This window comes from Priestia sp. P5_B4 (assembly GCF_056400385.1).
The window spans coordinates 1-1,861 of the sequence record NZ_JBFULJ010000755.1 but is presented as its reverse complement, the minus strand read 5'-3'; the positions used below and the strand labels follow the sequence as shown (position 1 = coordinate 1,861).

The window sequence follows — 1,861 nt, the reverse complement described above, 5'->3', positions numbered from 1 at the left end:
TCAATATCCTATTGGGAACTTTATCGTGAAAGAAAATATTCAGCCAGAAGATATTCAAGGGTGGATTCATGACATTGGATATGCACCAAAGCAATTAGCTGATGCTGTAGAAGGACTGACCAAAGAACAATTAGCTACGCCTTATCGAGAAGGCGGTTGGACATTAAGTCAAGTTGTCCATCATTTAGCTGACTCTCATATGAATGCTTATACTCGTTTTAAATTAGGCTTAACAGAACATGAGCCTACTATTAAGGCCTATGATGAAGTGGCTTGGTCGGATCTTCCTGACAATGATTTACCTATAGAAATTTCGCTCCAACTTTTTTCAGCTTTACATAAGCGTCTTCATAAATTGTTAAACTCACTTGATGAAAAAGATTTGAAGAAAATGATCCACCATCCTGAAAACGGACAAGTGACGATTGAGCAATTAATAGCTACTTATGCCTGGCATGGAAAGCATCATGTTGCTCATATTACGACATTAAGAAACCAAAGAGGATGGTAGAATGGCATTTAACATACATTAGAACCCAAAACGCTCTTTTTAAAAGCTTTTTGGGTTTTGATAAATGACATTTTGCTGACTAAAGAGTATACAGTTTAAAACCAGAAGCTCTCTCTCCGTGAGTTAAGGAAGTTATCTCTAATCCTGAATAGTAATTCATTCATCCTGTATCTGGCCATTATATTGTACGATGACGACTTAATTCTATAAGCCATCAGATCTGACTTTTGAAACACCTAAGGCAAGGTTTTTCCACAAAGTTTGTTCAACCACTTCGGCGTCCACCGTACGACAATCAACAATGAGTATGACTTCCGAATGTTTGCCGCGTGAGAGCCGTTGATTTTTCCTGATTACTTTAAACATAAATAGTTTAATTCCTAGTCCTAAGATAAATCCGATAAAAGCACTAATTATTCCCCAGTAGATGGGACCCCAGCTTAGTTTAAACCCAATGCTTGCACCGATGACTGAAAAGGCTGTGGCTAGAGCCATTCCTAGGTCAATAAGAGAAACTCCATCGGCTCGATGAAGGCTATCAAAAATCCGGCGATCTTCCGTTCGATTATTAAGAGGGACAATAAATATATCTTCTATTTTTATCCCTTTTTTTTCTAGCTCTGAAACAGCTAATTCTATGTAACTGGAGTATTCAAATGTAGAAAAGACCTGCATGTTTTCACTCCACCTTTTTTCCTTTCGCAATACAAAAGCTTGGATGTTGATATGTTTTTTCAAAAAAGTTTTTCTGCACTCTTTCAGCAAGTTTATTATTCTCAACCGTATTTATATAGGAATCGAAGGTAGCAAAACCATATAGAGAAGGGAAAAATAACAGCCATTCTTTATTTAAAACGGAAGTAGCCTGTTTTATTTCTCCTAAAAATAGAAAAGAAATTCCTTCAAGCAGGTGAGAGTAATAAAAGAAAACAACTGCCCAAATGATAACAAAGAAAGCACCAATGATGCGATGAATATAGAGTTGTCCTAGACCTGGCATCACCAAGGACCAGAAAACGGATAGGATGGGATTCCGTTTATCTAAATAGTTTATTTCCATGGCTCCTATACTAAAGGTGTTGAACTGATGGTTTTCTCGTTCAGCTAACACGTATATTCTATTTAAATCAACGGTTGTTCGGTAACTATCCCATATAGCAAAAATATAAACGGGAATATAAATAAGAAGCCATCTTGTATTAAGTACGTCTTTGGCCATATCAATGTTTCCTTGAAAAGAATAAATCATAGCTAAATTTACATGAGATTCAAGGTTTATGACGACTTCCCATACAAATAACACAAAGCCGCGAAGGTATTTAGACAGTAGTAGGTGCCCAAACCCTGGAA

Annotated in this window: 3 protein-coding genes; 1 reads left to right on the top strand and 2 read right to left on the bottom strand. The window is 36.7% G+C overall.

The features are described 5' to 3' along the window. A partial coding sequence (locus tag AC1DRF_RS25585) for a YfiT family bacillithiol transferase (protein ID WP_477742026.1) occupies positions 1-511 on the top strand: 511 nt, incomplete at its 5' end. 204 nt (positions 512-715) lie between these two features. Here AC1DRF_RS25585 and AC1DRF_RS25580 read toward each other — a convergent pair. Both AC1DRF_RS25580 and AC1DRF_RS25575 read right to left on the bottom strand, forming a co-directional pair. Beyond that, positions 716-1,186, bottom strand: a complete 471-nt coding sequence (locus tag AC1DRF_RS25580; protein ID WP_230184411.1) for an inorganic phosphate transporter — start codon at positions 1,184-1,186, stop codon at positions 716-718. 4 nt (positions 1,187-1,190) lie between these two features. Further along, positions 1,191-1,861, bottom strand: a 671-nt coding sequence (locus AC1DRF_RS25575; protein ID WP_477742025.1) for a hypothetical protein, incomplete at its 5' end; no start/stop codon positions are given.